At 44.3% G+C, this 22,054-nt stretch carries 19 protein-coding genes; 17 read left to right on the plus strand and 2 right to left on the minus strand.

Translation table 11 applies throughout. From position 1 onward, the window contains the following. Positions 1-139 precede the first annotated feature (139 nt). The 3 genes from HF312_14395 (at position 140) to HF312_14405 (ending at position 3,129) form a co-directional block, all read left to right on the plus strand. Positions 140-874 (plus strand): SDR family NAD(P)-dependent oxidoreductase, encoded by a 735-nt coding sequence (locus HF312_14395; GenBank protein MCU7521408.1) that lies wholly within the window; start codon positions 140-142, stop codon positions 872-874. A 309-nt stretch (positions 875-1,183) separates the two neighbouring features. After that, positions 1,184-2,041: a hypothetical protein gene (locus tag HF312_14400; GenBank protein MCU7521409.1), complete on the plus strand. Its 858-nt coding sequence runs from the start codon at positions 1,184-1,186 to the stop codon at positions 2,039-2,041. A gap of 86 nt (positions 2,042-2,127) precedes the next feature. Next, positions 2,128-3,129 carry an aldo/keto reductase gene (locus HF312_14405; protein MCU7521410.1) on the plus strand — a complete coding sequence of 334 codons (1,002 nt, stop codon included), beginning with the start codon at positions 2,128-2,130 and terminating at the stop codon, positions 3,127-3,129. Between the two features lie 113 nt (positions 3,130-3,242). On the opposite strand, the gene polA is transcribed toward HF312_14405, so the two are convergent. Both polA and HF312_14415 read right to left on the minus strand, forming a co-directional pair. Beyond that, on the minus strand, positions 3,243-6,053 hold the full coding sequence (polA, locus tag HF312_14410) for a DNA polymerase I (protein MCU7521411.1): 2,811 nt from the start codon (positions 6,051-6,053) through the stop codon (positions 3,243-3,245). Between the two features lie 44 nt (positions 6,054-6,097). Then, complete coding sequence (locus HF312_14415) at positions 6,098-7,537, minus strand: amino acid permease (GenBank protein ID MCU7521412.1); 1,440 nt, start codon at positions 7,535-7,537, stop codon at positions 6,098-6,100. A 203-nt stretch (positions 7,538-7,740) separates the two neighbouring features. Between HF312_14415 and HF312_14420 the strand changes: the two genes are divergently transcribed. The 14 genes from HF312_14420 to ggt all read left to right on the plus strand — a co-directional run bounded on the left by HF312_14420 (position 7,741) and on the right by ggt (position 22,054). Next, positions 7,741-8,436, plus strand: a complete 696-nt coding sequence (locus HF312_14420) for an SDR family oxidoreductase (GenBank protein ID MCU7521413.1) — start codon at positions 7,741-7,743, stop codon at positions 8,434-8,436. Positions 8,437-8,524: 88 nt separating this feature from the next. Further along, the gene (locus tag HF312_14425) at positions 8,525-8,974 is read left to right on the plus strand and encodes a GatB/YqeY domain-containing protein (protein ID MCU7521414.1); all 450 of its coding nucleotides are present in this window, start codon (positions 8,525-8,527) and stop codon (positions 8,972-8,974) included. Positions 8,975-8,977: 3 nt separating this feature from the next. Further along, positions 8,978-9,619, plus strand: coding sequence for a CvpA family protein (locus HF312_14430; GenBank protein MCU7521415.1), 642 nt, complete (start codon positions 8,978-8,980; stop codon positions 9,617-9,619). 52 nt (positions 9,620-9,671) lie between these two features. After that, positions 9,672-12,023: an endonuclease MutS2 gene (locus tag HF312_14435; GenBank protein ID MCU7521416.1), complete on the plus strand. Its 2,352-nt coding sequence runs from the start codon at positions 9,672-9,674 to the stop codon at positions 12,021-12,023. Between the two features lie 7 nt (positions 12,024-12,030). Beyond that, on the plus strand, positions 12,031-13,527 hold the full coding sequence (gene accC / locus HF312_14440; GenBank protein ID MCU7521417.1) for an acetyl-CoA carboxylase biotin carboxylase subunit: 1,497 nt from the start codon (positions 12,031-12,033) through the stop codon (positions 13,525-13,527). Then, complete coding sequence (locus tag HF312_14445; protein ID MCU7521418.1) at positions 13,520-14,020, plus strand: acetyl-CoA carboxylase biotin carboxyl carrier protein subunit; 501 nt, start codon at positions 13,520-13,522, stop codon at positions 14,018-14,020. The genes accC and HF312_14445 overlap by 8 nt, the downstream gene beginning before the upstream one ends. Before the next feature lie 67 nt (positions 14,021-14,087). Further along, a complete protein-coding gene (locus HF312_14450) occupies positions 14,088-15,362 on the plus strand; it encodes a hypothetical protein (protein MCU7521419.1) in 1,275 nt (424 codons plus the stop codon). 303 nt (positions 15,363-15,665) lie between these two features. Beyond that, a complete protein-coding gene (locus tag HF312_14455; protein MCU7521420.1) occupies positions 15,666-16,427 on the plus strand; it encodes a T9SS type A sorting domain-containing protein in 762 nt (253 codons plus the stop codon). A gap of 211 nt (positions 16,428-16,638) precedes the next feature. Next, the gene (locus HF312_14460) at positions 16,639-17,187 is read left to right on the plus strand and encodes an SPOR domain-containing protein (GenBank protein ID MCU7521421.1); all 549 of its coding nucleotides are present in this window, start codon (positions 16,639-16,641) and stop codon (positions 17,185-17,187) included. Between the two features lie 112 nt (positions 17,188-17,299). After that, positions 17,300-17,761: a single-stranded DNA-binding protein gene (gene ssb, locus HF312_14465; protein MCU7521422.1), complete on the plus strand. Its 462-nt coding sequence runs from the start codon at positions 17,300-17,302 to the stop codon at positions 17,759-17,761. Between the two features lie 41 nt (positions 17,762-17,802). Beyond that, a complete protein-coding gene (locus tag HF312_14470) occupies positions 17,803-19,107 on the plus strand; it encodes an HlyC/CorC family transporter (protein ID MCU7521423.1) in 1,305 nt (434 codons plus the stop codon). After that, positions 19,104-19,490 (plus strand): hypothetical protein, encoded by a 387-nt coding sequence (locus tag HF312_14475; protein ID MCU7521424.1) that lies wholly within the window; start codon positions 19,104-19,106, stop codon positions 19,488-19,490. The genes HF312_14470 and HF312_14475 overlap by 4 nt, the downstream gene beginning before the upstream one ends. Further along, positions 19,462-20,376 (plus strand): MCE family protein, encoded by a 915-nt coding sequence (locus tag HF312_14480; protein MCU7521425.1) that lies wholly within the window; start codon positions 19,462-19,464, stop codon positions 20,374-20,376. Before HF312_14475 ends, HF312_14480 begins: the two co-directional genes overlap by 29 nt. Then, complete coding sequence (gene ggt / locus HF312_14485; GenBank protein MCU7521426.1) at positions 20,354-22,054, plus strand: gamma-glutamyltransferase; 1,701 nt, start codon at positions 20,354-20,356, stop codon at positions 22,052-22,054. Before HF312_14480 ends, ggt begins: the two co-directional genes overlap by 23 nt.

Here is a 22,054-nt window from a genome sequence, read left to right on the forward strand (position 1 = left end):
TCTCAGCTGGTAACAATAAAGTACCGGAATATGTGCCATGCAGAATAAAGAAGCCAGGTACAGATTTGTAATTGATGCTGCTACATTTTAACTTTCTAAAGACGAATATGTTAAATCGTTAATAAAACGAGAGAAAGCAATGGCAAGAATATTTATTACAGGATCAGCCGACGGACTTGGACAACTGTCTGCAATCTTATTGTCCAGGGAAGGGCATGAGGTTGTACTGCATGCGCGTAATAAAGAACGAGGACGTGATGCGCTGAAAAAAGTGCCCGAGGCTGAGAATGTGGTAACAGGAGATCTTTCAAGTATTGAAGAGTCAATAAAGCTTGCCGGGCAGGTAAATGCCCTTGGCTCTTTCGATGCTGTGATTCATAACGCGGGAGTTTACAGGACTTCAGCCAAAGAAATTTTCAGCGTCAATTCATTGGCACCTTATATACTTACCTGTCTGATAAAAAGGCCTAAGCGGTTGATCTATTTGACTTCCGGTATGCATTTGCATGGGCATTCAAAACTGGAGAGCCTCAAAAGCGACGTTAGCCGCATAACTTATTCCGACTCCAAGCTGCATGTAATGATGCTTTCAATGGCCGTTGCACGCAAATGGCCCGCTGTATATTCCAATGCAGTCGACCCCGGCTGGGTCCCTACAAAGATGGGCGGCTATGGTGCGCCGGATGATCTTAAGAAAGGATATGAGACACAGGTGTGGCTTGCAGTAAGTAATGATGAAAAAGCTAAAACTACGGGTAAGTATTTTCATCATCAGAAAGAAAGAAGCTTTAACCCGGAGGCCGGGGACATCATATTGCAGGATAGATTCCTGGAAATATGCAAAGAGATCACTGGGATCTCATTCCCGGAATAAGCGCTCATCCATTATAAAAAGGACAGTTTGATGATACGTAAATTACGCGCATTAAAAGGGAAATACATAATTGCAATATTTATAATAATTATACCGGTAATGTTTATGAATCAGACCTTTTCAAACGCAGTTAATAACGATAGAGATGTGAATAAAAATAAAATTAAAGATTCCCCTCAATATAAAGACGGCAGTTTCCACAATGCCGTTGAATGGAATGATAACTCTTTCTGGAATTTTTTAGGAATTGCCTGGGATTTTCTTTTCGCCGGAAATAACCGTACACCGGACACCCGGATCCCTCGCCAGATGGCTGATCTTTCCGGTTTTAATTCTTCTGTAAATGATCATCTTTCGGTAACCTGGCTCGGGCATTCGTCACTTCTGATTAACATCGATGGAATTAAAATACTAACCGACCCGGTCTATGAGAAAAAGGTTTCCTTTTTCGGGCCCTCAAGGTATAATGGCGATACTCCGCTTAAGGCTGAGGATCTGCCCGAAATAGATCTCGTAATCATTTCACACAACCATTATGATCATCTTAATAAGTATTCTGTCGAACTATTAAGCAAAAAGGCAAAAAGATTCATTGTCCCTCTTGCCGTTGGCAGGGAATTAATGGACTGCGGAATCCCCGCGGAAAAAATAACAGAAATGGATTGGTGGGATGAATTCAAAATTGGCGACAGCCTTATGATAGCTTCAACACCGGCACAGCATTTTTCAGGAAGGGGGCTTACAGATCGTAATAAATCCCTGTGGGCTTCTTTTGTTATTAAGACCAGGAATCATAAGGTCTTTTTCGGAGGCGATGGGGGCTACTTTGACGGATTCAAAAAGATAGGTGAGAAGTATGGCCCTTTTGATATGACTTTCCTTGAATGCGGAGCCTACAATGAAAAGTGGCACCCCATCCATATGTATCCCGAGGAAACAGTTAAGGCCCACATCGACCTGAAGGGAAATATACTCCATCCGATCCATTGGGGTACATTTAACCTTTCGCTCCACTCGTGGTATGAACCTATGCAGCGCCTGAGTGCTGCCGCCGCGAAAGCAGGCATAAAGACTGCAACACCAATTGTAGGGGGTACAACAGAGTTCGGGAAGATAATTCCATCTGAAAAATGGTGGGAAAAATACCTGCCCATAAAAGGGAAGTAAGTCCCGGAAAAGCCTTATATCGGCTTGCAATAAAATTAACTATGCTGAAACTGTAAATTTTTTAATTATGAAATGGAGAAATAAAAATGAAATATAAAGAATTGGGCAAAACCGGGGCCAGGGTTTCTGCCGTCGGCCTGGGCTGCATGGGAATGAGCGCGGCCTATGGAACACCGGACGACAAGGAAAGCCTGGCAACTTTGGAGTATGCCTTGGAACTTGGAATTAATTTCTGGGATACGGCCGACGTCTACGGCAGCGGCGCAAATGAGGAGCTGATATCAAAAGTGCTAAGGCCGAACCGCAGCAAAATATTTATTGCAACAAAGTTTGGGTTCAGAGTAAGAGGAAATAGCGGAAACGTTTTTGTGGGAGGAGAATCCTATGTCGATGCCTCCCCCAAGTGGATGAAGGAGGCCGTAGAAATGAGCCTGAAGAGGCTGAAGACGGATACAATTGACCTTTATTATGCTCACCGTGTCGACCCAAATGTCCCCGTGGAAGAAACAGTAGAGGCTATGGCCGGACTTGTAAAAGAGGGGAAAGTACGCTTCCTGGGCTTAAGCGAATGCACGGCTGAAGACTTAAGAAAAGCACACACAGTGCATCCTATTACTGCAGTCCAGAGCGAATACTCTCTTTTATTCCGTGAGGTCGAAAAGGAAATTCTCCCTCTGACCAAAGAACTCGGTATTACATTTGTTCCTTTTTCACCCCTTGGGCGCGGACTTATTACAAATAAACTTGATGTCGGTTCTCTTTCGTCCAAAGATTTCAGGGCCAATCTTCCAAGATATCAGGGTGAACACCTGGAGAACAACCAGAAACTGGCTTCAGAATTTGCGGAGATGGCCCAAAAGAAAAACTGTACTGCCTCACAGCTTGCAATTGCATGGGTGATGGCTCAGGGCAGCAGCATTATTCCAATCCCGGGCACCAAGAAAAGAAAGTACCTGGAGGAGAATGCCCAAGCCTCTGAAATTGAACTTTCTGAAAGTGATCTGAAAGATATTGAAGCGCTGCTGAGGAAATACCCGAACGTGGGACCCCGCTACAGCGCCAGGGAAAATAAATTCCTAAAGAAATAATTTTCCGGGATAACACAATTTATTTTATGCCCGGGAACCCGGTCATTATAATGAGATAATAAAAAAGGCGATAGTTTAATTACCATCGCCTTTTTTAATGTTAATAATAAAGCTTAATGGGCATCCAGCCAGTTGTCGGCTACACCTGTCTCTGCAACAATGGGCACTTCCATAGGAAGCGCAGTTTCCATGAGCTCTTTTATTATTGGCCTCAGCTCGTCAACTTCATCCTTATGCGCGTCAAACAAAAGTTCATCGTGCACCTGAAGCACCATCTTCGTCCTCGTATTCCTCTTCTTCAGCTCCTCGTGTATCTTTATCATCGCAAGCTTTATCATGTCTGCTGCCGTACCCTGAATAGGCATGTTTATTGCAACTCTTTCTTCAAATTGCCGCACAACCCTGTTCTTGCTGTTAATATTTTTCAGATAGCGCCGCCTTCCAAGCAGAGTCTCTGCATAGCCTTTCTGACGCGCTTTCTGAACCGAGTCTTCCATAAAATCATTTACCTTGCTGAAAGTGCTGAAGTAAGTGTCTATGATCTTCTGCGCATGCGTCTGCGTTACGCCAAGACGCGTCTTAAGCCCGAAGGCACCGATGCCGTATAGTATGCCGAAGTTAACCTCCTTGGCGCGACGCCTCATATCTGAGGTCACATCCTTGGGATCTACCCTGAAGACGAGTGCTGCCGTGGAGCGGTGAATATCTTCCGAATTCTTAAATGCCTCGACTAAGGCCGGGTCCTTGCAGATGCTTGCCATAATCCTAAGCTCAATCTGGCTGTAGTCAGCGCTTAAGAGAACATAATCCTTATTCCTCGGCACAAAAGCCCGCCTGATCTCCTTACCCATTTCAGTCCTAATCGGTATATTCTGCAGGTTCGGATTATTGCTCGAAAGCCTTCCTGTAGAGGTTATAGTCTGGTTAAATGACGTATGAACTCTTCCCGTTGCAGGATGAATAAGCGCCGGAAGAGAATCGGTATAGGTGGACTTTAGCTTTGCCACCTGGCGGTAGTCTAAAATGAGGTCGACAATCTCATGAGTGCCTTTTAAGCCCTCAAGCGACCTGGCATCGGTGGAAAATCCCGTCTTTGTCTTCTTTCCCGTTGCAAGGCCCAGCTTGCTGTATAAAACCTTCTGCAGCTGAAGAGGGGAGTTTACGTTAAACTCTTCTCCTGCAAGCTCAAAAATCTTTTTCGTGTAGTTATCAAGCAGTATCTGAAGGTCATTGCTGAGGACTTTCAGTATATCCGTATCTATTCTTATCCCTTCGCGCTCCATATCTTCCAGGACAGGAACAAGAGGGAATTCAACCTTGCTGCACAGCTCCGTGAGGTTATTCTCCTCCAGCTCTTTTGTCAGGATATTATAAAGCCTGTACGTCACATCCGAATCCTCGCACGAATACTCGGCCAGGTCGCTTGCCGGTACGTCAAATATCTTCGAGGCTTCTTTTTTATTCCCGATTAAGGCCGTAAGCGGAATGGGCTTGTAATTTAAGTACTTAATGGACAATTCATCCAGCCCGTGCTTCTGATCCGGGTCCAGGACGTAACTTGCAATCATCGTGTCAAAGTAAAAATTCTTTACTTCAATCCCGTATTTCCTGAGTGAACCGATATCGAACTTCCCATTCTGGCATATCTTCCTGATCTTATCATTTTCAAATACCGGCTTAAAGATCCTTACAAACTCATCTATGCTCAGCCTGTTTGTCATGTCTTTCTGGAAAAGATCCCCGGTTTCCATAAATGGATTTATTGCAACAAAATAAGCCTCCTTAGGCTTTGTGGAAAACGATACGCCTGCGAGATTAAGGTCAAAACAGTTAAGCGAGTCTGTCTCTGTATCAAAAACAAACTGCTCGGTTTTCATCAGCCTTGAAGCCAGCTCCTCGGCTCCTTTTTTGTCTACCATCAGGTGATACTTAATGAGCTCACGGTTAAATGAAGTCACTTCAGACTGTGGTGCTTCCTGTACTGCCTCTGTCTCAGCCGTAGTTTCCTTCTGCGGCGAAGCTTCTTTTTTGCCGTTGCCCGAGGTAATCCTTTCCACGCGCGCAAAGAAATTGCGGAATTCCAGCTCCTCAAAGATCTTCTTCAGGCGCTCCAGGTCCGGCCTTCTTAATTCCGTTTTCTTTATGTCGCATTCAAATGGAACAGAGGTATGAATTGTTGCCAACTCCTTGGAAAGGAATGCGTTTTCTTTCCCTTCAATCAGCTTGCGCTTTAATGCCGGCTTGTCTATCTGCTCAATATTTTCATAAATGCCTTCAATCGTCTTGTACTGATGAATTAATGGCAGAGCTCCAACCGGACCTATGCCTGCAACTCCCGGTATGTTGTCCGACTTGTCGCCAATGAGCGCAAGATAATCAATCATCTGGATCGGCTCAAAGCCGAAATCTTCTTTAATCTTAGCCTCGTCAATTACAACAATCTCATCTGTCGTTTTGCCGGGCTTTATCACCTTTATGTTAGGCGTAATAATCTGGTTGAAGTCCTTGTCAGGCGTAATGGCAAAAGCTTCCAGCCCCATCTCCTCGGCCTTCTTTACGGCTGTACCTATTATGTCATCCGCCTCATAGCCGGGCACAATATAAATCGGGATGTTAAAGGCTTCAACAACGTCTTTTATCCTCTGCAGCTGTGAAATCATATCCTCAGGCATCGCAAGACGCGTCGACTTGTACTGATCGTACCTTTCATGACGGAAGGTCTTTTCCTTCGAGTCAAAGGCTACGGCTATGTAATCCGGTTTATTTACTTCCAGGATTTTCAAAAGCTGGCTTATAAAACCGAAAACCGCGGATGTGGGCTCTCCCTTTGTATTTGCCAGCGGTCTGCCCATAAAGGCAAAATATGCCTTGTAGGCCAGCGCCATGGCATCAACAATTACAAATTTCTTTTTTTGTTTTTCCATATTATTCAGAATGTTAATCGATATTTTCTAATGTCTTAAATTTATTATTTTTCTTCGAGTCTTACCACTGCAGGCTTGCTGTTTTTTGCCTTCCACTTCATATAAAAATATAGTGGAACCCCGCTCAAAACTAAAACCAGCCCCATCCTTGCGTTCTGTGTCTCGGAAATAAGCGTGTTAAGCAGAAATACTACAGAAAATATTACAAAAATTGCGGGCGTAAAGGGGTAACCCCATACCTTGTAGGGCCTCGGGGCCTGGGGCATCTTCCTTCGCAGTATAAAAACTCCAAATGCTCCCAGGGCATAAAAAAGCCACGACGCAAACATCACGTAATCGGTTATGACGTCAAAAGACCCTGTTAAAACAAGAACTGCAGCCCACGTTCCCATTACTGCAAGCGATACATACGGAGTCTTATACCTCTCATGTACCCAACCCAGACTTTTAAAAAAAAGTTTCGTTCTTGCCATGGCATACATCACTCTTGCCGTCGATAAAATGCTCCCGTTTAAGGCTCCGAACGAGGAAACAATTACTGCAATGGATATGATGCTTGCCCCCACGGGACCGAATATTATCTCGGCTGCCGAAGCCGCAACAAGAGGGGAGTGGGCCATCCTGTCAATCGGGAGCACATAAAGAAAAGCTATATTAATTAAAACGTAAACTACTATTACGGCAAAGGTTCCTATTAGCAGGGCAAGAGGAACATTCCTCTTAGGGTTTTTAACTTCCCCTGAGACAAATGTCACGTTGTTCCACCCGTCATAGGCCCAGAAGGCTCCTGCCAGTGCAAGCCCTATCATCGAAAGCATGCTGTGTCCGCTCTGTGAGGGGATGTTGAAGCCTGTATATACATTCGAAAATGCACCCTGGCCAACTAAAAGTATTAGGAGTGAAAGTAGTATTATTGAGGCAATTTTTATTATTGTTATTACCGTCTGCACCGCACCGCCAAAAACTACGCCTATGTAGTTTACAATGGTCAGAAAACCTATAGTCAGTATGGCTACTGCTTTCGTTCCAAAGTCCTTCAAAGGGAAAATATCTCCCACAAGCGGCATGTAAACCGCAATCTGCTCAATCTCTTTTGAAAAATGGGGATATTTGAAAAAGTATCCCAGATACTCTGAAAACACGTAGGCAATTGCGGCCTGGCTTCCTGTCTGTATAACTGAAAGCGTTGCCCAGCCGTACAGAAAAGCCGTAAAATCCCCGTACATGATGCGGAAATAAGCGTACTGCCCGCCTGTTTCATCTATCATGCCTGAAATTTCAGAATTCGTAAGAGCCCCGATAAAGCTGATGAGGCCCGCGGCAATCCAAACAATAAGAAGCAATTCTGGTGAGAGGAGCTGACCTGCCATTGTAGCAGGCTTGCGGAAGATTCCAGAACCAATCATCGAACCGATAACGATCATCACTGCAGCAAGCAGATTCAGACCCCGGACTAATTCCTGATCCTTTTTGCCCGTACTCATTTTTACCCTCTTGAATTGACCTTTGAAGATAAAGAATTGACAAATTAAAATAAACTCCCCCCAATTGAAATTTCTTACGCCCCTGCCGTTCAAAAACCGTCGAACGTAGAACGTAGAACGTCGAACGTTTTATCTTCGTGCTCCATGCATTTGTGTTTTTCCTTTAACTTCGCTAAATAATAGAATAATAAACTGAGGACAAAATGCAAAAGGAACTGCTCATATTCGGCGCCGGGGGAGAACTGGGTAGAGGCGTTATGAACTCCTTTGAAAATAAGGACTTCAGCACAATTTACCTTTTCGACAGAACCCCCTCAAAAATTACCTTTAAGGGACCCAATTGCCAGACTATCGCAACTGGCGACCTCTCGCTTGAGGAGGAGGTTGAAAAGGCTTTCAGCACAGTTAAGCCGGGACGTGGAAAACTCCTCTTCCTCTTCAATACAATCGGAGGCTTTAATGCCGGCACTGCAATATGGGAAACCCCCTTAAGCCAGCTGCAGACAATGCTTAAAATGAACTTTGTTTCTTCTTTCCTTATCGCCCGTAAGTTCGCAAGCCTCGTCAAAGACTCAGCCGGCGGCTCAATCTGCTTTACTTCTTCAATGGCTGCAAGCCGCCCCGAGGTAAAAAGATCTTCCTACGCTATCTCTAAAAGCGCCCTGAACTATATGGTTAAGCTTTTGGCACTGGAGGGAAAGGAAATTTCTCTGAGCGCAAACTGTGTGGCCCCTATGGTTATTGATTCGCCTGAGAACCGTTCATGGGTTAAAGACGAAAGCATAATGGTTACGCCTGAGGAAATCGGCAGCCTGGTCTACAGCATATTCAGCAGCTTCCGCACCGTTACGGGAAACGTGTTTGAACTCCCCGGGAATTTGAAAATTCCTGAGGGATGATTATTTCATAAATGTTAATTTTTGATATATTTGTAAGTACAAAAATCCTGATTTTATTGCCTAATAACACACATTCTAGGAGCTGAACATGAGCTTAAAAGATAAAATTAATGAGGACCTGAAAAATGCCATGAAGTCGGGCGATAAGCTCCGTCTCGAAACCATCAGGTCAATTCGCGCACTTATTCTGGAATTTGAAAAAAGCGGCTCGGGTAAAACCCTGAACGAGGAAGAGGAAATCCGCATGCTCTCAACCGCCGCTAAGAAAAGAAAAGATTCCATTGAACAGTACAGAGCCGCAAAAAGAGATGACCTGGCCGATAAGGAAGAAGCCGAAATGAAGATCATCATGGAATATATGCCTAAACAGCTGACTGAACAGGAAGTTGAGGATACAGTAAGAAGACTTGCTTCTGAAACCGGTGCAGCGTCAAAAGCCGATTTCCCCAAACTTATGCCCCTGGCTATGAAAGAGCTTAAAGGCAAAGCCGACGGAAAAGTAGTTAAATCAATCGTTGAGAAAGTACTGGGTGCATAAGAAGTGAACTACGTCGACTTTATCATAATTGGACTGGTGCTCGTGGGGTTTATCCTTGGCTATAAAGACGGGCTGGTAAGAAAGATTATCGGCCTGCTCGGCATCTTCCTCGGAATATTCCTTGCAGTTAAATTTGCTGCTAAAGCAGGTACACTGATCGCCCCGATGATGGATCAGGAAATTTACCTTGCTGAAATTGCGGCCGGAATACTAATTTTCCTTATTGTAATTGTTCTTACATCAATTATTAAAAGAATGGTCCACCCCCACGATAAAGTCGGCAAGTTTGCTAATCAGCTCCTGGGGGGCCTGACCGGCACCATACAGATCATTTTTATTATTAGCGGCATTTTCCTTTTTCTTAATATTTTCAACGTCCCGGGTAAAAAAGCCCAGGATAAATCACTCTTATACGGCTCGGTCTATGAATTGATGCCAAAAACTATAGATTTTATGATAGGAGGCAAGAACTTCGTAAGAGACTACATCGAAAATAAGGATAAGGCGGAATTAAAGAAAAACGGGACTGAAGTAACCGCTGCAAAAGATACTTTGTCTGCTGCTGAAAAGAACAAAAAAGTAAAAAAAACTGTTATTACAAAAAAAGCCAAAAGCAGGCAGATGCCTAAAATTGCAGCCAGATAAAACACCTTTAGCCTGTTTTTTGACAGTTGTATAATTAAAAGAAGCACGATAAATGATATCAATAACCGTATTAGAAAAGCTCGAATTCTCAAAAGTTTTACAGTTTATTGCCCGTTACGCTTATACCGAACCGGGAAAAAGGGAAGTCCTGAAACTTCAGCCGCTGCAGAACCTCCGCCTTGCAGCCCTCGAGGGTAGCTACGTCAAAGAGGCTACGGAAATCCTCATTAAAAACGACTTTCCACCCATTAGCTACCTTCCTGACCTGAGGGATGACCTCTCAAGAAGCGCAATCGAAGGCGCAGTCCTGACTAATAAGTCTATTCTGGATATCCTTACACTTGCCGAGACTTCCAGAAAACTATTCCAGTTCCTGAAGTCTGAAACCGAAGCCGGAAGTATCGCTTCGGGGTTCCTTGATATGCTTTTTGTAGACAAGGTCTTTGAACATAATATCAGCAAAATTATTGACGAAAATGGCGACGTGAGGGATAGCGCCAGCCCGAAATTAAGGGAAATCCGCGACGAAATCCGCCATAAAACCGATACGCTCGGCAAGGTAATTAACAGAATATTAAAGGACTTAAGCGACAGCTATCTCGTACGCGATGACTACGTGACCCAGCGCGACGGACGCATGGTCGTTCCCGTCAAAAGTGAACACAAAAGACACGTTAAAGGCTTTATTCATTCTGAAAGCTCCTCCGGCCAGACGGTCTACATCGAACCCGAGGAAACCCTTGAACTCAATAACGAGATCCTGTCACTTAATTTCGCTGAGAAAAGGGAAATTGAAAAGATCTTAAGAGAGCTGACAAGAAGAATCGGGGAATATAGCCCGCAGCTTAAACAGGCACTTGAGGCCGTTTCAAACCTCGACAGTATTTTTGCCCGTGCCAAGTACTCTCTTGAAATAATAGGGTCTTTCCCTTCACTTAATAACTCTCAGCCCATGAGGCTCATGGATGCAAGACACCCGCTTCTCTTAAAAAAACTCGGGCGCTCGGCAGCAGTACCCCTGAACCTTGAAATTTCAGATAAAAACGTTATTCTTATTACGGGGCCTAACGCAGGAGGTAAAACCGTTGTCTTGAAAACTACGGGAATCCTGGCCATAATGGCTCTTTCCGGCATCCCGATTCCTGCGGCACCGGATTCCAACCTGCACTTTTTCGATAATATACTGCTCGACATAGGCGACCAGCAGTCAATTGAGGACGACTTAAGTACATTCAGCTCGCACCTGTCAAACATTAAAAATATCCTGGACAACGCAGATGAAAATTCACTAGTGCTCCTCGATGAGATCGGTACGGGCACAGACCCCGCTGAAGGCGCGGCACTGGCTACAGCCGTACTTGTTACACTGCAGAGGAAAAATTCTATCGTCCTTGCAACAACTCACCACGGCAGCCTGAAGATTATTGCAAATGAGCAGCCGGGATTTGAAAACGCTTCCATGGAATTCGATAACGAGAGGCTCCTTCCTACTTACAGCTTTAACCAGGGGCTCCCTGGCTCCAGCTACGCTTTCGAAGTGGCTGAAAGAATCGGCCTTGAGAAAAATTTCCTTGGACTTGCCAAGAGCTACCTCGATTCGGATAAAACGAAAGTGGAGGACTTTCTTGTTGAACTGGAAAAAAGATCCCGCGCACTCGAGCAGAAACTAAGGACTTCGGAAATTGAAAACGCAAGGCTTAAAGGGCTTGCTAACCTCTACCAGACTAACCTCGAGAGGATTGAATCGCAGAAAAAAGAGATCCTGCAGAAGGCTAAATCAAGCGCTGAGGATTACCTTAAGGACGTTAATAAAAAAGTTGAACAGGCAATCCGCCAGATAAAAGAATCCAACGCAAAGAGCGAAGCAATCCGCGACGCCAAGCGTGAAATTGAGGAATTAAAGAACGGGAATAAGAAATTAATCTCCGAGCCCGATGTTGACACAATCGGCAAAAATCATATATTTGCACCTGGCGATTTTGCTCAGCTTAAGAACTCCCAGACCGCAGGTAAAATAATTGAAATCGAACGCGATAAAAACAGGGCTGTTTTACTTGTAGGCAATTTCAGAATCCAGGTAAAGCTCGATGAGCTCCTTCCGGCAAAAAAGAAAGATGCGGAAGTAAAAACCGACTACAGATCAAATTACCAGAGCACTTCGGCTAACGTAAGGATCGATATCCGCGGCCAGAAACCTGAAGAGGCTGAATTTGAAGTCGTAAAATTCCTGGATAATGCCAATACTGCCGGACTGGATAGAGTTGAGATCCTTCACGGCAAAGGCACCGGGGCGCTTAAAAGAATGGTTAAGGAGATCCTTACCAAACACGACCAGGTGGACAAGTTCTACTTTGCAGGCATTGAACAGGGCGGGGATGGCGTTACTATTGTTGAACTAAAGTAGGTGTTTTTTGATAAAAAAAATTCTGATTGTTAACAGGGGAGAGATAGCTGTGCGCATTATTAAAGCATGCCGCGAGCTCTCAATTACTTCTGCCTGCCTGTACTCCGAGGCGGATAAAGACTCCCTTCATGTACGCCTGGCGGATGAGGCCTACTTTATCGGCCCTTCCCCCTCCTCAGAATCTTATTTAAATATCCCTAAAATTATAGATCTTGCAAAAAAGATCAACGCTTCGGCAATCCACCCGGGATACGGATTTTTGTCCGAAAACGCAGATTTTATTAAAGCCGTTGAAGACTCAGGCATTATTTTTATCGGGCCTGAAAGTAAGTCCGTAAGACTAATGGGCGATAAGACCTCGGCCCGCAGGCTCATGTCCAATTCAAACGTCCCTATCGTTCCCGGCACTACAAGCCCTATTACTTCCATCGAAGAAGGGAAGAAGACTGCCCGCGAAATCGGCTACCCCATTCTCCTTAAAGCCTCCGCCGGAGGCGGCGGTAAAGGAATGCGGAAGGTTTCATCTGAAGAGGACTTTGAACCTTCACTCTCGGCGGCACAGAACGAAGCACAGAAAGCTTTCGGAAACCCTGAGGTCTATATAGAAAAATTTATCGAGAACCCGAAACATATAGAGGTCCAGATAATTGCCGACCGCCACGGCAGCTACGCGCACCTTTTTGAACGCGACTGCTCGGTTCAAAGGCGCCATCAGAAGGTAATTGAAGAGGCCCCGTCAACTTTTGTCGATGAGGCCTTAAGAGAAAAACTTACTACTGCCGCAATTAACGCGGCCAGGGCCTGCGGATACTATAATGCGGGCACAATTGAATTTCTGGTGGACAAGAATAAAAACTTTTATTTCCTCGAAATGAATACAAGGCTGCAGGTGGAACACCCCGTAACCGAGCTCATAACGGGCCTGGACCTTGTAAAAGAACAGATAGGAATTGCCGAAGGAAAACCCCTTTCTTTTAAGCAGGAGGACATTTCCATTCACGGCCATGCTATAGAATGCCGTATTTATGCCGAGGACGTGGATAACAACTTTGTACCCTCAACGGGCCACATCAAACTGCACCGTAGGCCCGACGGAATAGGTATCAGGGTCGACACAGGAATTGACCCCTTCTCTAATGTATCCATGTTTTATGACCCTCTTCTTACCAAAGTCATTGCGTGGGACAGAACAAGGCAGGAGGCAATTGAAAGAATGAAAAGGGCCCTCGGCGAATACAAGATTGCAGGCGTTCTGACCAATATAGCCGCCTGCCGCTGGGTCTTAAAACAGGAGCAGTTTATAAACGGTTCTTTTGACATAAACTTTGTTGAGGATGTTTTCATCCCTTTAATCCCCGATAAATGGAAAAGCGAACAGGCGCAGGAATATGAAGATGCCGTTTCAATTCTTGCCGTTTTGCTGAAGTCGAAAATGTTTGAGCCGGGCCCGACTGAAAATAAGGTCCCTGAAGGCAACAAATGGACGGGGAGGCTCTATGAATGAGTACGTTGCAACTGTAAATGGTAATAAAAGGGTTTTCAAGCTGCTCGATTCCGGGAAGATCCTTTTTAATGAAAAGGAGATTGAATACTCTATCCTTAAAGTAAGCGAGTATTCTTATCTCTTGAAACTTGGCAATAAGGTATTTGACATTACTACAACTGCCTTAAGCCGGGAGAAATTCGGTTTTCTGGTTGATGGCCACTATTTTGAAACTACCATCAGAACAAAACTGCAGGAAAAAGCCCAGGAACTGCAGAACATTAAGAACAAGGAAAATCACCACGATCTTATTAAGTCTCCCATGCCGGGGATGATCTTAAAAATTAAGAAACAGGTTGGTGATAAAATTGAAATGGGCGAGTCGGTTGTGATTCTTGAAGCCATGAAGATGGAAAATGATCTGCACGCGCCGTCTTCAGGCATAATTAAAGAAATTTTCGTAAAGGAGGGAAGCTCAGTAGAAAAAGATACCGTTCTGCTTACCATCAGCTAGAGCGGCGTTTAGTATGTCTATTCTTCTGAGAATTAGTTCATAATCAAAAAATCACTTGGGAGGTCTCGTGAGTAAAAAAATACTATCTTTGGCAGCCGCACTGTTAATTGCTACAGGCTGCATTTTTTCTAATGGTCTCAGCCTTAACTCAATCGGCACAAGATCATTAGGTATGGGAGGATCTTTTGTAGGTCTTGCCAACGACTATACTGCAATTTACTGGAATCCGGCAGGCATCGGCCAGTTAAAAGGCAACTATATTGGCCTGTTTTCAACAGACGTAATTCCAATCGGTACATTAAAAATACCTGTGCTTGGAATTGATACGAAAACCAAAGTCAACCATTACATTTCACCTAATTTGATGGGTTATTTAAGCTTTGAACCTGCAAAGGACTTTACCTTTGCTTTGGGCGTTTATGTGCCTGCAGGCTTAGGCTCCGAATGGAACGGTAAGGATCTTGTAAAAATGAGCAACGGAACGCCTGTTGAATGGATGAGCAAGATTGCTGTAGTGGACATTTCTCCTGCCGTAGCTTATAAGGTAAGCGAAAACTTATCCGTCGGCGCGGCATTCAATATCTTCTACGGAATGTTCGACCTTAAAAAGCCTGCTGCAATGAAGTCGCCCCAAAACGGACAGACCTATGTATTCCAGTTTTCTGAATCCTCAACAGGTCTGGGCTATGGTGTCACACTCGGGGCACACTACAAGGTAAACGAAATGATAAGCCTGGGTGCTTCATTCAGGACAAAAACTGCAGTAAGCATGGACGGAACGGCAAAGAACCCCGGCATGGCTGCCGTCGGCATGGCCTCGGAAAGCAAGTTCAGCCGTGACGTAGCCTGGCCGATGTGGGTCTCAGGAGGCGTTGCTGTCCGCCCGGTTGAGAACTGGGTTATTACGGCAGACGCACAGTACAGCCAGTGGTCAAAGAGTGAAGACCAGTTTGTTGCCAATTACGACGATGCCAAATGGCAGGCAGCTCTTTCAGGAGCAAAACAGAACGTCTTCACCCTGGGCTGGAAAGACGCCACACAGATCCGTTTCGGAACAGAATATCAGATAAATAACAGCTTTACAGTAAGAGGCGGATATTATATAGATCCCGCCCCGGCTCCGGATGAAACATACAACATCCTTTTCCCGAGCATCAGCTACAATGCCGTTTCAGTCGGCGCCAGCTATAAGGTTGCAAGCCTGACATTTGATTTAGGATATGAATACCTTATCGGCAAAGACCGCGACATAAATCTCCAGCTCGGCAACGGCGTTGCTCTTCCCGCCACAAGCGGCATGAACATCCAGGGCATCAGCTTCGGCGTAGGCTACGGATTCTAAGAATTCTGAGATAATTCTTCCTTTAAAAAAGGCGGGCAAACCCCGCCTTTTTTTATTTTCCGCCCCGCACTTTCATTTTCCAGCTAAATATTTTAACTTATCTACAAATTTTTACAATTTTTTTCAATAATTTTTCCGAAAACGGCCTCCGTCGCCATATAATTATATAGGAGATTATAAAATTATTGCTAATGCGGCTCTAATCACATACTTCAGCAATAAAAGAAATAAATTTCCACATATTACCAGTATAAATCTATAAATAATCAGTTTTGTTTCAGATCCGTTCCAGTTCAACAACTATTGAGGACAAAACAAATAAAATTTCTAAAAGTACTTTCTGTTATCATCATTTTATCTTCTTACTGCTATGCGCAGCAATGGGTAAGCTTCTCTGCTGAAGCAGAAATAACCTGCCAGACAATTGAGGGACAATATCTCTGGGTTGGTACACAAAAGTACCTCTCAAAATTAAATACCCAAACCGGTGAAGTAGTTGATATTCACATGACCTTCGCACGGAGGAGCTTTGCTGACCAGTATAATCGAATTACCTCAATTGCTGTTGACGAGCATGGGGATAAATGGATGGGGACTATGGGATCGGGTTTAGCCAAGTTTGACGGGCAAAACTGGACTGTTTACAATAAAATCAATTCCAGAATTATAGACCGAAATGTCATTTCCATTGCTGTTGATCAGCTAGACAATAAATGGATCGGGACTTATAAAGGCTTGGATGTATTCAGAGAAGATGGAGTAATCCTGACAGACGTTAAAAAGGATAACGCCTCATTGCCAGAAAGTTTTTCACTTTCCCAGAACTATCCGAACCCGTTTAATCCGTCCACAACCATAAACTACTCAATCCCTGAGAGTAGAATGGTAACATTAAAAGTTTATGACATGCTGGGTAAGGAAGTTTCAACTCTTCTTAATGAATACAAAACAGCCGGAAATCATTCCGTCCAGTTCAATGCATCCTCACTCCCTTCAGGCATTTATATCTATACCATTCAGGCTGGTGCGTTCAGGGATTCTAAAAAACTCATGCTCCTGAAATGAGAGAAATAGTCTCCTGCACACAAACCTGAGCAATGTATTTTAACACTTATAACAGAAAGCCCGGAACCCCTCAGTTTCCGGGCTTTTTTAGTTAATTTAATTCTCCCTTATCCCTTAAAAAAGTACTCAAAACCCGTTAAATTTTAATGGGAATTTGATGAAATATTCTATATCTTCGCTTTGAACTTTAATCAACTTTTAAGACTTCATTATGAGTAAAACTATAAGAACTATTCCGTCTTTATTGCTTGCAGCTACAATCCTTTACGGTTGCTCTTCTACCCCTAAAGAGGACCAGTCAATGGCTGATATGAACAAAAATTCACAGGTGGCTTTCTCGGATTCTTCGGCTCCGCTGCCGCCCGATTCCTCTGACATCTCAGACGGCATTTCAGGCGGCGTGCCCGACTCACTGAGACACCTGCAGACAAAAGTGCCCGTAGACCGCCAGATTAAGGACGAAGAGCCTGAAACCGTAAAAATTCAGCCGCCTGTCCAGGAGGTTAGAAAAGTTGTAAAAAACCAGGGTAACTACGCTGTCCAGCTCGGAGCTTTCAGCTCTGATGCTAATGCGTCAGATTTTGCCCTTACTGCCCAGAGAAAACTCGGGAAGAACCTTATCGTGAAACTTAATCCCGATAACGGCCTTTTTGTGGTCCGTCTCGAAGGTTTTATGACCAGATTTGATGCCGAAAAAGCCGCAAAAGATCTGAAAAAAAAGAACTTTAAAGACGTTTTTATAGTTACTACTAAAGAATGATAATGTGCTATTTTCCCCCGGAAAATCACCTTTTCCACGGGGAATATATTGCATCTCGTCTAATTAATTGTAAATTATTATTGAAATAAAACTATTTTTTACTGGAGGGAATATGGCTTTCTCATTAAACAGAATTATGCTGCTCGGAAGGCTCGGGAAAGATGCAGAAACAAGATTTACAGCAAATAACATCGCTGTTACCTCTTTTGGTGTCGCTACCGACCATAGCTTTAAGGATAAGGACGGTAACTGGCAGAACGAAACTACCTGGCATAACGTCGTTGCTTTTAGCCTCTCTGACTACTACAGGGACAACCTTAAAAAGGGCAAAAGAGTATACGTCGAAGGAAGACTTACTAAAAGAGACTATACCGATAAGGAAGGCATTAAACGCTTTGCTACGGAAGTCGTCTGCGAAAGAATGATCCCCATCGACGCAACCAGGGAAACCGCAGGAGGAGCCGCTCCGGAATATTCCAATAATATCAGGGAATCCGGCGCATCCTCACAGCCTGCAGGCTTTAACGAACCCAATATCCCGGCTGCCGATGAGAATGATGATTTACCATTCTAAGTTAATTCTCTATGTAGAACATTATAGGAATCACCAGCTTTTTGGAAATTGATTGGTATTTTAAAATAGCACTTTTAACCGGATTATTAATTTTATCTGCTTTCTTCTCGGGAAGCGAAATTGCACTGTTTTCATTGGACAAGAACAAGGTCAATGAAATTAAAATCAAAAACCCGCTCTTGGGCGGGTATATTTTTAACCTCCTCGAATTCCCGAGAAGACTCCTTGTAACAATTCTCCTGTGCAACACTGTAATCAATGTTGCCATTACTATTATATCTGTAACACTGGCCCTTGATATTGCCAGGACCTACGGGTTTAACGAGGAACTCGCCCTTACAATCCAGATTGTTTCAATTACGCTCCTTATCCTCTTTATAGGCGAAATTACTCCCAAAATCTGGGCCAGCAAGTACCCTCTTACTTTCTCTAAAATGGTAAGTATTCCTTTGTACTGGATCGGCGTCGTGGTCTACCCGGTCTCTAAAACGCTTACAGACATAATACGCGTCCTCGTGTCCAAAATTAAGGTCGATAAGTCCAAAACCGCCATCTTGTCTTCGGAATTTACTGAACTGGCCGACCTTGGAATAGAAAAGGGAACGATCGTTGAGGAAGAACAGGAACTCATCCACGGACTGGTTTCCTTCAGAACGGTCACAGTCCGCGAGGTCATGACCCCCAGGGTAGATATTACAGCAATCCCCGACGATACGGGTTTCGACGAACTGATGAGTACTATCTCGGAATCAGGCCACAGCAGAATTCCCCTCTACCACTCAAACCTCGATGAGGTAATTGGAATTATTTACGCCAAGGATCTGCTGCCTTACCTCAAAAACGACGAGATGAAGAAAACCCTCTCACTCAATAAACTTGCCCGTAAGGCGCTTTTCTTCCCCGAAACTAAACTCATAAGCGACCTTATGCACGAATTCCTCGAGAAAAAAATGCATATTGGCATCGTTGTCGATGAGTACGGCGGCACCGCGGGACTTATTTCCCTCGAGGATATATTGGAGGAAATAGTGGGCGACATAAGGGACGAATACGATAAGGAGGAAAATGAAATCACTGAACTTTCACAAAATTCCTACCTCGTGCTCGGGAAAACTTCTATCGACCAGATAAATGAACTTTTGCATATAGACCTTTATTCTGAAAACGACGATTACGACACTATTGGCGGATTCATTCTGAATTATGCCGGAACAATTCCTCTGCAGGGGTATAATTTTACGTATAAAAATCATAAATTTACGGTCAAGGAAATCGTCAATAGACGAGTTAAAAAGGTCCAGATTGAAGTTTTAACCCCAATAGATATCCCTAATAAAGACTCATGAAAAAAGGATGCTTCGTTACTGCAATTATAATACTGACTATCCTTCTCGGCTCCGGAATCTATATATTCAGGAACCATAAAGGTGTCCTCCTGCGCTGGGCTAAACCTTTTGTTGTAAGTAAAGTCCAGAAGGAAACTGAAAAGAAAATCGCTTTGATCAAGGACGACCAGTACAAGGATACTCTGAGATCCATTATTAATGAGTACGTGGAAGTAGTTGAAAACAACGACAACTACGACATTAATAAGGGAAAGGACTTCATGGACGAGCTCCAGTCCATCTTACACCGCAAACAGATCGATTCAACTGATATCAGACAATTAACGGAATTTCTGAATAAAGAAAAATTAACTTATGAAAGATCAGAGAAAAACGGAAATTAAGGTCGGTGTTACTTCGCTTCTTGCCCTGCTGCTCCTTATCTGGATATTCGGATGGGCAAAAAACTATCGGTTTAACCAGGATATTAAAACTGTCAATATTCAGTTTGAATCGGCTAACGGCCTCGAAAAAGGGGATATCGTTACCGTTAACGGTGTCAGAAAGGGAACTGTTCAGGAAATTAATATCTCAGGAAATTCAGCTATCGTTTCGGCTGAACTGGAACCCGACGTGAAACTTAAGGAAGATGCCACCTTCGGAGTCTCAATGCTCGACCTTATGGGCGGAAAAAAGGTGGAAATTAAACCGGGCACCTCGGATAAGCCCCTGGACTATAAACAACTGCAGCATGGGCAGTTTTATGCCGACGTCCCCGCCGTTATGGCTATGCTGGGCTCCGTGCAGGGCGACCTCGTGAAAATTATTAAAGAGGTGGAAGTTACACTTTCTTCCATTAACGGCGTTCTGTCCGATAAGGATTTTAATGCCCAGATGAAATCTTCCCTTGCAAATCTTGCATCCATCAGCTCCAAGCTTAACATAATGATCGATGAAAACCGCCAGAACATCCGTCAGCTTTCTTCTAACGGGGCGGAACTGACTAAGGAAACTACAACTTTCATCAGGGAAAATAAGGATAAGATCAGTTCCTCTCTGAACGAAATCCAGTCCGTTATGAAAAACACAAACGACCTTATAGGTAAAATAAATAAGCTTACAGACGAAACAACACAGAAGAATAATAACGTCGGCAAGCTTCTCTACGACGAAAGCCTCTTAAAAGACGTCAAAGCCTCAATGCAGCAGGTTAACGAACTTACTAAAACGCTCCTGCAGCAGCTGAATGAAAAAGGATTAAATGTAGATGCGCACATTAAACTTTTCTAGTAAGGCTTTATTGCTGCTAATCCTTCTGGCACTTTGCGGCACGCTTAAGGCAGCTTCACCCGACCCTGTAAGGGGAACAAAAGGCATGGTGGTCTCGGCAAGCGATCTTGCCTCACAGGTGGGGCTACTTATTCTGAAACGCGGCGGCAACGCCGTTGATGCCGCAGTTGCCACGGGCTTTGCTCTTGCAGTCACTTATCCCCCTGCCGGAAATCTGGGCGGGGGAGGCTTTATGGTTATCCACCTTAAAAACGGCAAGGATATCGCTCTGGACTACCGCGAGAAAGCCCCCATTAGGGCCTCTAAAAATATGTACCTGGACAGCCTGGGGAATTTCGACCTCGCAAAAAGTACAGAAGGCTTCCTTTCCTCCGCCGTCCCGGGAAGCGTTGCCGGACTTATTTATGCCCTCGAACATTACGGCACAATGAAGCTTGAAGACGTAATCCAGCCTGCAATTGACATTGCTACAGACGGCTTTCCTTTAAGCTTTAGGCTTTCAGAGGCAATGGCCTCAGAATTCTCACAGTTTCAGAAGTACCCTTCATCTTCAAAGGTCTTTATTCATAACGGCGAACCCTTAAGGGAAGGATTTGTCTTTAAGCAGCCAGATCTGGCTAAAACCCTCAGCCTCATTAAGGAAAAGGGGAAAGACGGTTTTTACAAAGGGGAAATAGCCGAACTGATCGAACAGCAGTCGCGCCAAATGGGCGGAATTATTACAAAAGAGGACCTTGAGAACTACAGCGTCGTTGAAAAAGAACCCGTAAAGGGCACCTACAGGGGCTATAATATCGTTTCCATGCCTCCTTCTTCTTCAGGCGGCATTGCGCTCATTGAGGCGCTTAACATTCTTGAAAACTATTCATTTACCAAAGAGGACTGGAACAGCAGCACTTATATACACAGAATGGTTGAAGCCTTAAGATACGTTTATGCCGATAGGTCAAAACACCTGGGCGATGAGGCTTTTTATCCCGTCCCCAAAGAGTGGCTTACCTCAAAGGAATACGCAAAAACTATTTTCTCAAAAATCTCCGGCAGGGCCATCAGCTCAAAAGACGTCCTTCCCGGAAGTGAACCCATGCATGAAAGCATGCAGACAACACACTACAGTGTAGCCGATCAGTACGGCAATGCCGTCAGCACTACCACTACACTTAATTCCTCCTTCGGTAATAAGCTTGTTGTCGAGGGCGCCGGGTTCCTCTTAAATAACGAAATGGACGACTTCAGCGCAAAACCGGGCGAGCCGAACCAGTTCGGTCTCATTGGAAGCGAGGCTAACTCTATTCAGCCGGGAAAAAGAATGCTTAGCTCTATGACTCCCACAATCGTTCTTAAGGACAATAAACCTTTTATGGTCATAGGTTCTCCCGGCGGATCAACAATAATTACGGTTGTCCTGCAGACAATTATGAACGTCCTCGACTTCCATATGAACATTCAAGAGGCAATTGACGCACCCAGAATCCACCACCAGTGGCTGCCCGATGAACTCTATTATGAGCCATTCGGTGTATCAAAAGATACATTTGAAAATCTTAAAAATATGGGTTATATTTTCGGCGGCGAACGCACACTGGGAAGGGCCGAGGGCATTTTAATCGATCAAAACAACAACACTTTTTACGGGGCAACCGATCCTCGCGGATACGGCCAGGCAGCAGGTTTTTAA

The sequence above is a fragment of the Ignavibacteria bacterium genome, assembly GCA_025612375.1.
Taxonomy (GTDB): domain Bacteria; phylum Bacteroidota; class Ignavibacteria; order Ignavibacteriales; family SURF-24; genus JAAXKN01.